The sequence below is a fragment of the Streptomyces sp. NPDC056128 genome, assembly GCF_042263835.1.
Lineage (GTDB): Bacteria > Actinomycetota > Actinomycetes > Streptomycetales > Streptomycetaceae > Streptomyces.
On sequence record NZ_JBHJVQ010000032.1, the window covers coordinates 23521 to 33055 of the forward strand.

Here is a 9535-nt window from a genome sequence, read left to right on the forward strand (position 1 = left end):
CCCTCCAGTTACAGGTTCTTCCACCTCAGCGTAGATCTACGCGGGTTACGTACGAGGGACCTCAGCATGTCCGCCACGCGCCGGGATAAACTCATTTCGGCGCGGGTGGATCAAGCCGTCAGCCAGGACCGCAGGCGCTCCTCGCCCGCGAGGATCTTCGCCACCTCGACCCGCTCGTCCCGCTTGTGCGCCAGGTGCGGGTTGCCCGGTCCGTAGTTCACCGCCGGTACGCCGAGCGCCGAGAAGCGGGACACGTCGGTCCAGCCGTACTTGGGCTGCGGGGTGCCGCCCACCGCCTCGATGAAGGCGGCCGCGGCCGGGTGGGACAGGCCGGGCAGGGCGGCGCCGCTGTGGTCGTCGACCACGAACTCGGCCACCCCGGAGTCCGCGAAGACCTCGCGCACGTGCGCGAGGGCGTCCTCGGGGCTGCGGTCGGGGGCGTAGCGGAAGTTGACCGTGACCACGCACTCGTCGGGGATGACGTTGCCGGCGACTCCGCCCGTGACGCCGACCGCGTTCAGTCCCTCGCGGTACTCCAGGCCGTCGATCACGGGGTAGCGGGGCTCGTACGCGGCCAGGCGGGCGAGGATCGGGGCGGCCGCGTGGATCGCGTTGGAGCCCATCCAGCTCCGTGCCGAGTGCGCCCGCTCCCCCGTCGTCCTGAGCAGCACCCGCAGGGTGCCCTGGCAGCCGCCCTCCACCTGCCCGTCCGACGGTTCGAGGAGCACCGCGAAGTCGCCCTCCAGCCACTCGGGATGCGCCTCGGCGACGTGCTTCAGGCCGTTCAGGTCGGCGGCGACCTCTTCGTTGTCGTAGAAGACGAAGGTCAGGTCGCGGTTGGGGGCCGGGACGGTGGCCGCGATGCGCAGCTGCACCGCGACGCCCGCCTTCATGTCGCAGGTGCCGCAGCCCCACAGGACGCCGTCCTCGTCGAGCCGGGACGGCACGTTGTCCGCGATGGGGACGGTGTCGATGTGGCCGGCCAGGATCACCCGCTCCGCGCGGCCCAGGTCCGTCCGCGCGACGACGTTGTTGCCGTACCGCTCGACCGTCAGGTGCGGCAGGCCGCGCAGGGCGCTCTCGACCGCGTCCGCCAGCGGTTTCTCGGTGCCGCTCTCGGAGGGGAAGTCGACGAGCCGCGCGGTAAGCTCGGCGGCGTCCAGCGTGAGGTCAAGCGGGGTATCGGCCATGGCTCCGACCCTAACGCCCCTGCCCTTTCGGGCACTGTGCGTACCGGGCGTACACCGGACCCTACCCTCCAGTACCTTGTACGCGTGCTTCAGCCCTCCCCGTCGCCCAAGCGCCGTGGCCGCCTCGTCCGTTCCGGCGCGGCCGCCATGGCCCTGTTCGCCGTCGCCGGATATCTGGCGGTGCAGTACGTCACCGGGGGCGCGGGCGCTCCCGGCTGCAAGGTGGTCTCCGGCGGGAGCGACCGGACGACGTACGAGTTCACGCCGGAGCAGGCGGTGAACGCGGCGACGATCACCGCCGTGGGCACCGCGCGCAAGCTGCCGGAGCGGGCGGTGACGATCGCGCTGGCGACCGCGTTGCAGGAGTCCACGCTGCGCAACCTCGACCACGGCGACCGGGACTCGCTCGGCCTGTTCCAGCAGCGCCCCTCGCAGGGCTGGGGCACGCCGGAGAAGATCATGGACCCGGCGTACTCGGCGGGCCTGTTCTACGACCACCTGGTCGAGATCCCCGGCTACCAGGACCTCGAACTGACCGACGCCGCCCAGCGCGTGCAGCGCAGCGCCTTCCCCGACGCGTACGCCAAGCACGAGCCGGACGCCACGCTGCTCGCGGCCGCCCTGACCGGACGGTCCGCGGCGACCCTGACCTGCGACGGACGCCCCGGCGCCACGCGGGAGAAGGGGCCGGACGCGGTCCGCGCGGCGCTGGTGCGGGACTTCGGGCGCGCGGTGTTCCAGCCGGCCGGCGCGACGGTGGGCGACGCCTCGTCGGCGCCGTCCGCGGCCTCCCGCGCCGGAGGCGGTGGCGGCGCCGACGAGCGGACCGTGACGCTGCCCGTGACCGCCGACGCCGCCTCGGACGCCGGTGAGGACCTGCGGCAGCGCGGCTGGCAGTTGGCGCACTGGGCGGTGGCCAACGCCTCCTCGCTGCACGTCGAGCGGGTCTCGTACGCGGGCCGGGAGTGGACCGCGGGCAACACCGACAGCAAGTGGGCCCCGTCGGGCACCGGCGGCGCCCAGGGCGCGGAGCGGGCCGCGGGCGCGGTACGCATCACGTCCATGCGGTAGCGGACGCCCGTACGATCCGTCACTCCCGCGGGTTACTCGCGCGGGCCTCGGGTCGACGCGGAGCACGCCTTTTCGCGTGGTCACCCCCGAGTGCTCCGGAGCCCGGGAAAATCAAGGGCTGTAAGGATTCGGCAGACTTTCCGACCGGAGCCCTTTTGCCCGTTTTTCTGTGCACCTGATAATGCGACGCATTACCAACTCTTTACGTTGTGCCGCCGCAACCTTCGTCGCCTTCGAGCGGTAGTCACTGCGTCCGAGCCCGGTGGATCACCCGCCGGGAACGGTCGGTACCTCATCTGTTGACTTCCGTCGAAGGAGCATCATGTCCCTCCCCCTGACCCGCCGGATCGCCCGTGCCGCGCTGCTCGTCGCTGCGGGAGCGGCCGCCGGGGTCGGTGCGGCCGGCTCCGCCAGCGCGGCTCCCGAACTGCCCGCCACCCCGAACCTCGGGGGACTGACCGCCCTGGACGGCGCGAACGTCGGCAACACCGTGGACTCCGCCGTCCAGAACGTGACCGAGACCGCGGGCCAGACCGGCGGCAAGGCCGTCCAGAAGACCGTGCCGACCGCCGGCAAGACCGGTGGCTCGGTCGTCAAGAAGGCCACCCCGGCCGCGCAGAACGCCGCCGGGGGCGCGGCGGGTTCCGCCGGGGACATCGTCGGTGCCACGGCGCAGACCGCCACGGAGGGTGGGCTGCCGACGGGCGCGCTGGGCAAGGGTGGGCTGCCGGTGCAGGGCCTGCCGGTCGGCTAGCGCCGGGCTTGTGCGGCGCCGGGGCCCAGGTTCTCTCTTCCTGGGTCCCGGCGTTTTTTCGTGCCCGCGTCGGTGCGGTGGGCGCGTGTTGGCCGGGGCCCGGCGTTGGTGGCTGTGCCCACCCGTTCCGCCCTGCGGAACGACTGCCCACAGCCGGGCCGACAGGCCGCAAGGCCGGATGCCGACAGGCCGGGTGCCGCCAGGCCGGGTGCCGCCAGGCCGGGTGCCGTCAGGGCTTCAGGCGGGCTGTCGCCGCTTGGACGCGTTCGTCCGTTGCCGTCAGGGCCACTCGGACGAAGTGCTCGCCCGCGGGGCCGTAGAAGTCGCCGGGGGCCACCAGGATGCCGCGTTCGGCCAGGTGGGCGACCGTGTCCCAGCAGGACTCGTCGCGGGTGGCCCAGAGGTAGAGGCTGGCCTCGCTGTGCTCGATGCGGAAGCCGTGGCCGAGCAGTGCCTCGCGCAGGGCCGTGCGGCGGGCCGCGTACCGCTCGCGCTGCACGCGCACGTGCTCGTCGTCGCCGAGGGCCGCCACCACGGCCGCCTGAGTCGGCGCCGACGTCATCATGCCGCCGTGCTTGCGGATCTCCAGCAGCGGGCCCAGAACCGCCGGGTCGCCGGCCAGGAAGGCCGCGCGGTAGCCGGCGAGGTTGGAGCGCTTGGAGAGCGAGTGCACGGCCACCAGGCCGTCGTACGAACCGCCGTTGACGTCCGGGTGCAGGACGGAGACCGGGTCGGCCTCCCAGCCCAGCTCCAGGTAGCACTCGTCGGAGACGACGAGGACGCCGTGCTCGCGGGCCCAGGCCACGATCCGGGTCAGCTCCGCCTTCGGCAGGACCCTGCCGGTCGGGTTCGACGGCGAGTTGAGCCACAGCAGCCTAAGCCCGGCCGGGTCCAGGTCGGTCGGGTCGTCGTAGGCCTCGTACTCCGCGCGGGCCAGGCGCGCGCCGACCTCGTAGGTCGGGTAGGCCAGGCGGGGGAAGGCCACCCGGTCGCCGGGGCCGAGGCCGAGCTGGGTCGGGAGCCAGGCGACGAGTTCCTTGGAGCCGACGATGGGGAGCACGTGGCGGTGGGTGACGTCGCGGGCGCCGAGGCGGCGCTCCACCCAGCCGGTGATCGCGTCGCGCAGCGCCGGGGTGCCCCAGACGGTCGGGTAGCCCGGAGAGTCCGCCGCATCGGTCAGGGCCTTCTGGATCAGCTCGGGGACCGGGTCGACCGGCGTGCCGACGGAGAGGTCGACGATGCCGTCGGGATGGGCCGCGGCCGTCTTCTTGTACGGCTCCAGCTTGTCCCAGGGGAAGGTGGGAAGCCGGTCGGAGACTGCGGACACGATGCTGGCTCTCTTTCGTCTTCGTCCTGCGGCAAACGCCTCGGTCCCGTACCGCGCCGATCGGGACGATCAGGCCGTACGGGACCGAGGCGGCGCTGGTGCGGGCCGCTCTTACTGGTTCTGCGGCGGCAGCGCGGCGACGAAGGGGTGATCGCGCTCGATCAGGCCCAGCTTGCTGGCGCCGCCCGGGGAGCCGAGCTCGTCGAAGAACTCGACGTTCGCCTTGTAGTAGTCCTTCCACTCCTCCGGAGTGTCGTCTTCGTAGAAGATCGCCTCGACCGGGCAGACCGGCTCACAGGCACCACAGTCGACGCATTCGTCCGGGTGGATGTACAAGGACCGCTGGCCCTCGTAGATGCAGTCGACCGGGCACTCCTCGATGCACGCCTTGTCCTTCACGTCGACACAAGGCTGCGCGATGACGTAGGTCACGCTGTCGTTCCTCCTCGATAGGGCGCTGGCGGGCCTCCTCAGGCTCCGCCGCCTGGCGCGCGGGAGCGCGGCGTCGTCGATGCCCGCCCCTAGTATCTCCGTTCTTGGGCATGATCCGAACAGGAGGGGTGGACAGACCCGTGGAAATCTCTGCCGCCGGGCGTCTTGAGGTCCGTATCACCGCTGCTGACGTGGGCAAACGAGTCTCCGTGCGGCGCTTGAGCGAACCGGGTGGCGCGGGTGAGAAGTTCACCGACACGGTCGGTGTTCTCACATCGTGGACCGACGGTGTGCTGCTGATCACACGGAAGAGTGGCGAGTCGGTACGTATCGCGGAGTCCGCGCTGGTCGCCGGGAAGGTCGTGCCGTCCGCGCCCGCACGTCGGCGCGGTCCCGCCGCGTCGTACGAGGAGCTGGCGCGGATCGCGGCGCGGGCCTGGCCGCCCGTCGAGAGCGAGTGGCTCGGCGAGTGGCAGCTGCGGGCGGCCGCCGGGTTCACGCGGCGGGCCAACTCCGTGCTCCCGCTCGGCGATCCGGGGCTGCCGCTCGACGACGCGCTGAGCGCCGTACGACGCTGGTACGGCGCTCGCGGGCTGCCCGCGTTCGTGCAGACCGCCACCGGTGCGGAGGGCACGCAGGAGCGGCTGTGCGCGGAGCTGGAGCGGCGGGGCTGGGTGCGTGAGGTGTCGGCCGAGGTGTGGACCGGCGCGCTGGCGCCGGTGGCCGACCTGACCGAGGGCGCCGGGGTGGTCCTGTCCCGGGACGCGGACGACGCGTGGCTGGCCCGCTACCAGCGCAAGGGCGCCGGCGAGGTGGCCCTGCGGGTGCTGGGCGGCGGTCCCTCGGTGTGGTTCGCCACGGTGCCCGGCGCGGACGCCCCGGCCGCGATCGGGCGGTGCGTGGTGGACGGGCGGTGGGCCTCCTTCGCGGCCGTCGAGGTCGACCCCGCGCAGCGGCGCCGGGGGCTCGCGACCGCCGTGATGGCCGCGCTGGCCCGGCGGGCGCTGGACGAGGGCGCGTCGGCGGCCTGGCTCCAGGTGGAGACGGACAACGCGGGTGCGCGGGCGCTGTACGCCGGGATGGGCTTCTCGGCGCACCACGCGTACCACCACTACCGGGAGCCCGCGGACGCCGGGACGGCGACGCCGTGACGGGGCCCGTGCGGCCGCCCTCGCCGGAGCGCTCCGCCGAGGTGCGGCGGCGGTTCGCCGAGGAGGCACGGTCCGAGCGGCCCGACCTGGCCACGCTGTGCCTGCTGCTGGGCGCGGAGGCGGACGGGGGGCTGGACGAGGCGGGTCTTGACGCCGCGCAGGTGGAGCTGGACCGGCTGGCCGGGGAGCTGCCCTTCCGGCCGGGTTCGCCGCGGGCGTGGGCGGTGGCGCTGCGGGATCTGCTCGGCGAGCGGTACGGGTTCCACGGGGTCGCCGCGGACTACCAGCGGCTGGAGTCGTCCCTGCTGCACGAGGTGCTGCGGCGGCGGCGCGGGCTGCCGATCATGCTGTCGGTGGTGTGGCTGGAGGTCGCCCGGCGGGCGGGGGCGCCGGTGTACGGGGTCGCGTTGCCGGGGCACTTCGTGGTCGGGTTCGGGCCGGAGTACGGACCGGAGGAGGAGCGGGTGCTCGCCGATCCGTTCGACGGCGGCCGGGTGCTCGGCGGCGAGGACGCGGAGGTGCTGGTCGCCGGGGCGACGGGGGCGGGGCTGCGGCCGTCGATGCTGGAGCCTGCGGCGCCGCTGGAGGTGGTGGCGCGGGTGCTGAACAACATCCGGGCGTGGGCCGCGGGGCGGCCCGAAGAGTCCGCGGTCGGGCTGTGGGCGATCGAGCTGGCGCTGCTGCTGCCGGCGCATGCGGCGCGGTTGCGGTACGAGCGGGCGCGGTTGCTGGTGCGGCGGGGGGAGTTCTCGGCGGGGGCCGGGGAGTTGGAGGCGTATGCGGAGGTTGTGGGGGCGGTGGACGAGGGGGTCGCGGAGGAGGTTCGGGGGGAGGCGCGGGCCGCCAGGGCGATGTTGAACTGAGGGATGCGCCCAAGGAACCCGGGCCGCGCACGGCCTCTTGCTTTCAGCGCCACCGCGGTCCAGGCAGGTGAAGCACCTGCCTTCAAGACGCTGATGTAGCGGTGCGTCGACTGCCTCAAGCAGCGGCGCGGCCTGGCCGCACGAACCGAAGAGCTCGCGATCGCCTACCAGGCCGCGCGCCACCTCTCGGGCTACCTCATCTGGACCCGTTGCTGACCAGAGCGACCGAACCCTAGTTGACCTGGCCGACCGGTCGCATGGTGATGTGGTTGATGTCCATGCCCTTGGGCTGGTTGAGGGCGAACAGGATCGCGTCGGCGATCTGCTCCGCGGTCATGATCGGTGCCTTGTCGGGACGTCCGCCCCGGTTGTCCCAGAACGGGGTGTCGACCATCCCGGGAGCGATGAGGGTGACACCGACGCCGTCCTGGGTGACCAGCAGCCGGGTGTTCTCCGCCAGGGCGTGAGCCGCCCACTTGGTGACCGAGTACAGGTTGCCGGGGGTGTTCTTGACGCCGGCGACCGAGCCGACGATGACGATCCGGCCTTCGGATTCCTTGAGGTGCGGCAGCGTTGCCCTCACGAGCAGGGCCGGTCCGAGGACGTTGGTGAGGACCATGGCACGCATGGCCTCCGGCAGATGGTCCTCCAGGGTGCCGGGGAGGGAGAATCCGGCGTTGGCGATGACGTTGTCCAAGTGGCCCCAGCACTGCACGGTCTGCCGTACGGCGTGGGTGACGTGGGCGTCGTCGCTGGTGTCGCCGGGGATGGTCAGGAGCCGGTCCCGGTCCGCGACGGAGGCGGAGAAGGACGCGAGCCGGTCGGCGTCGCGTGCGGTGATGACGACGCGGTGGCCCTGCTTGAGGAGTCCTCGGGCGGTGGCGGCGCCGATGCCGGTTGAGCCGCCGGTGATCAGCGTGACGGGTTCCACGGGTATGCCTCCTCGTTGATGGCGGGCATCGGGGCTCCGCCGGGGTTCCACGCGTCGATGAATGAGGGCTGACGTGTGATCTCGACCAGTTCCAGATTGGCGCCGATCCCCGGGACGCGGTGGTAGGCGAAGGGCCGGCCGTAGGGGCAACCGGAGAATTCCTCCGGCATGCCACTGGCGGCCAGTCGTTCGGTGCCGGCCTGGATGCTGGAGGTCCAGAACCCGATGTGGTGGAAGCCGGGTTCTCTGGTGTCGCCCCACGGCCCGCCGGTGGCCGCTTCGATCAGTTCGATGAAAGGGGCGTCGCCGCTGGTGAAGACGATGCGGTACTCCCACTCGCCGATGCTGGCCTTCACCGGCTTCGCCCAGGTGACCGCCGCTGCGGTGGTGAGGTCGCGCATCGCGGCTTCCAGGTCCGGAACGGTGAAGCACACGTGGTAAAGGCCGCTCACACGCTCTCCCGGACGGAGTCGGCCGCCGGTGCGGCACCGGCGGCGGGGAATGCGCTGCGGCGCGCCGCGAGCGCGACGGCGAGCGCGAGGGCGAAGACGGCGAAGGACACCCAGGGCAGCGCGGTGACCCCGGACAGGCCGAGGCTGAGACCGCCGGTGACGGAGCCGAGGGACATGCCCGCGTTGAGGACGGTCACGATCATCGCCTGGGCGACCTCGGCCGCTGATCCGGCCGCCTTGGCTGAGGCTGCCTGGAACATCGTCGGCGCGAGCCCCAGGGCGAAGCCCCATGCCGCGGTGGTGATGACTACGACCCATGCGTTGGTTCCGGCGAGGGCGAAGACGGCCATGCAGACGGTGAACAGGCCGAGGGTGCCGACGACGACGGCGCGGAGGTTCTTGTCGATGAACGCTCCGGCGGTGAACAGCCCCGCCATCGCTGCCGCGCCGAAGGCGAGCAGGACGATGTCCACGTTCCCGCCGAGCCCCGCACGCTTCAAGTAGGGGGCGATGTAGGTGTAGAGGTTCATGTGGCCGACCTCGAACAGCAGCGCGGCGGCGAGGATCGCCGCCAGGCCCGGGAGGAGGAACACCCGCCGCACCGGAAGGCGGCTGGTCGCCGGTTCGCCGGGGAAGGGGGTGACGGCGGCCTGGATCCACAGCGCGACGATCAGTGCGAGTGCGCCTATGACAGCGAAGGTGTAGCGCCATCCGAGGAGGTCACCGGCCCAGGTACCGACCGGCACGCCAAGAGCGAGAGCCGTCGGGACTCCAGCCATCGATATGGCGAGGGCGCGGCCCTTGAGCGGTTCGTCGACCAGGCGCATGGCGTATCCGGCGATCATGGCCCATTGGACGCCTGCGGCCATCCCGGCGAGGGCACGGGCCGTCATGGTGAGGGCATAGCTGTCGGAGACAGCGGTGAGGATGTTGACCAGGGCGACGGCGACGACGGTGGCCACGAGGACCGGCCTGCGGGGCAGTCCGCGCGTGAGCGTGGTCAGGGGTATGGCAGCGACGACGGAACCGGCGGCGTAGACCGTCAGGAGCTGACCGGCCTGTGCTTCGGAGACGGTCAGTCCGTCGCTGATGTGCGGGAGAAGGCCGGCGGGGACGGTTTCGGTGAGCATGGTGAGGAACCCTGCGAGCGCGAGCGCGAGCAGGGCTCCGAGTGGTAGACGGTTGCTTCCGTGTGATGTCACGGTGGTGACGTTCCCCCTTGGTTGTGTGAAGCCCAACCCTTGTGTCATGGGCAGGCGTTGGGGCCCGGGGTGGCAGAACCCGGCCCAAAGGGGCCCCGAATGGGGGGGAAAACCCCAGGGTGGTGTTTTTTGGCGGCCCCCACAAAAAAATCGGCAAAAGAT

At 72.1% G+C, this 9535-nt stretch carries 10 protein-coding genes; 4 read left to right on the forward strand and 6 right to left on the reverse strand.

Annotation, left to right across the window (positions count from 1 at the left end; translation table 11 throughout):
- Nucleotides 1–110: 110 nt before the first annotated feature.
- A complete protein-coding gene (gene dapE, locus ACFC1X_RS34605; RefSeq protein ID WP_376361736.1) occupies nucleotides 111–1190 on the reverse strand; it encodes a succinyl-diaminopimelate desuccinylase in 1080 nt (359 codons plus the stop codon).
- Between the two features lie 84 nt (nucleotides 1191–1274).
- Between dapE and ACFC1X_RS34610 the strand changes: the two genes are divergently transcribed.
- The gene (locus ACFC1X_RS34610) at nucleotides 1275–2261 is read left to right on the forward strand and encodes a heavy metal transporter (RefSeq protein WP_376361739.1); all 987 of its coding nucleotides are present in this window, start codon (nucleotides 1275–1277) and stop codon (nucleotides 2259–2261) included.
- 322 nt (nucleotides 2262–2583) lie between these two features.
- Complete coding sequence (locus ACFC1X_RS34615) at nucleotides 2584–3015, forward strand: ATP-binding protein (RefSeq protein WP_376361742.1); 432 nt, start codon at nucleotides 2584–2586, stop codon at nucleotides 3013–3015.
- A 229-nt stretch (nucleotides 3016–3244) separates the two neighbouring features.
- On the opposite strand, the gene ACFC1X_RS34620 is transcribed toward ACFC1X_RS34615, so the two are convergent.
- Both ACFC1X_RS34620 and fdxA read right to left on the reverse strand, forming a co-directional pair.
- A complete protein-coding gene (locus ACFC1X_RS34620; protein WP_376361744.1) occupies nucleotides 3245–4342 on the reverse strand; it encodes a bifunctional succinyldiaminopimelate transaminase/glutamate-prephenate aminotransferase in 1098 nt (365 codons plus the stop codon).
- 111 nt (nucleotides 4343–4453) lie between these two features.
- The gene (fdxA, locus tag ACFC1X_RS34625; protein ID WP_003973842.1) at nucleotides 4454–4774 is read right to left on the reverse strand and encodes a ferredoxin; all 321 of its coding nucleotides are present in this window, start codon (nucleotides 4772–4774) and stop codon (nucleotides 4454–4456) included.
- Between the two features lie 140 nt (nucleotides 4775–4914).
- On the opposite strand from fdxA, the gene ACFC1X_RS34630 reads away from it, so the two are divergent.
- Together ACFC1X_RS34630 and ACFC1X_RS34635 are read left to right on the forward strand one after the other, a co-directional pair.
- Entirely contained in the window at nucleotides 4915–5925 is a 1011-nt protein-coding gene (locus tag ACFC1X_RS34630; protein WP_376361747.1) for a GNAT family N-acetyltransferase, read from the forward strand.
- Nucleotides 5922–6788 (forward strand): transglutaminase-like domain-containing protein, encoded by an 867-nt coding sequence (locus ACFC1X_RS34635; RefSeq protein WP_376361750.1) that lies wholly within the window; start codon nucleotides 5922–5924, stop codon nucleotides 6786–6788. Before ACFC1X_RS34630 ends, ACFC1X_RS34635 begins: the two co-directional genes overlap by 4 nt.
- A gap of 232 nt (nucleotides 6789–7020) precedes the next feature.
- Here ACFC1X_RS34635 and ACFC1X_RS34640 read toward each other — a convergent pair whose 3' ends face one another.
- The 3 genes from ACFC1X_RS34640 to ACFC1X_RS34650 are packed head-to-tail and all read right to left on the reverse strand — an operon-like array spanning nucleotide 7021 to nucleotide 9373.
- A complete protein-coding gene (locus tag ACFC1X_RS34640) occupies nucleotides 7021–7719 on the reverse strand; it encodes an SDR family oxidoreductase (protein ID WP_376361753.1) in 699 nt (232 codons plus the stop codon).
- Nucleotides 7701–8171 (reverse strand): VOC family protein, encoded by a 471-nt coding sequence (locus ACFC1X_RS34645; protein WP_376361756.1) that lies wholly within the window; start codon nucleotides 8169–8171, stop codon nucleotides 7701–7703. The genes ACFC1X_RS34640 and ACFC1X_RS34645 overlap by 19 nt, the downstream gene beginning before the upstream one ends.
- On the reverse strand, nucleotides 8168–9373 hold the full coding sequence (locus tag ACFC1X_RS34650) for an MFS transporter (protein ID WP_376361759.1): 1206 nt from the start codon (nucleotides 9371–9373) through the stop codon (nucleotides 8168–8170). Before ACFC1X_RS34650 ends, ACFC1X_RS34645 begins: the two co-directional genes overlap by 4 nt.
- Between the last annotated feature and the right edge of the window lie 162 nt (nucleotides 9374–9535).

Excerpts from the sequence above, each read along its gene's own strand:
- dapE (WP_376361736.1), bottom strand. The coding sequence starts at position 1,190 with ATGGCCGATACCCCGCTTGACCTCACGCTGGACGCCGCCGAGCTTACC.
- ACFC1X_RS34615 (WP_376361742.1), top strand. The coding sequence starts at position 2,584 with ATGTCCCTCCCCCTGACCCGCCGGATCGCCCGTGCCGCGCTGCTCGTC.